This window comes from Limnospira sp. PMC 1279.21, from assembly GCF_032349615.1.
GTDB lineage: Bacteria > Cyanobacteriota > Cyanobacteriia > Cyanobacteriales > Microcoleaceae > Limnospira > Limnospira fusiformis.
Window position 1 is genome coordinate 1 of sequence record NZ_JARPLU010000603.1, and the last position, 288, is coordinate 288.

Sequence of the window (288 nt, forward strand, 5' to 3'; positions counted from 1 at the left end):
TGTTTAGGGGTATCGGGTTGGTTCTGGTAGGAGATGATTTAGATTTTGCGATCGCTCATAGGTTTACCTATAGGTCTAGTCCACGGAAAGGCGGTCTGATATCTTTGTACATTGATAGCTTGGGGAATTATCTTCTGCTGTTGTCGTGGTTGATTTTGAAACATATCCTCCCCCCAACCGGAACAAACACTCTTGGGGGTGCGACCGACGTGATAGCAGTCAATGGTGAGGAACGAACCGATAGGCTTGCCATTGACGGGTATCACAAGGGAGTTAACCTATCGGTGT

1 protein-coding gene is annotated in these 288 nt (G+C 47.2%); it reads left to right on the top strand.

The genetic code is table 11. The features are described 5' to 3' along the window. Nucleotides 1-17: 17 nt before the first annotated feature. Nucleotides 18-288: hypothetical protein (locus tag P5683_RS26180; RefSeq protein ID WP_315649119.1), on the top strand; the 271-nt coding region annotated here is incomplete at its 3' end.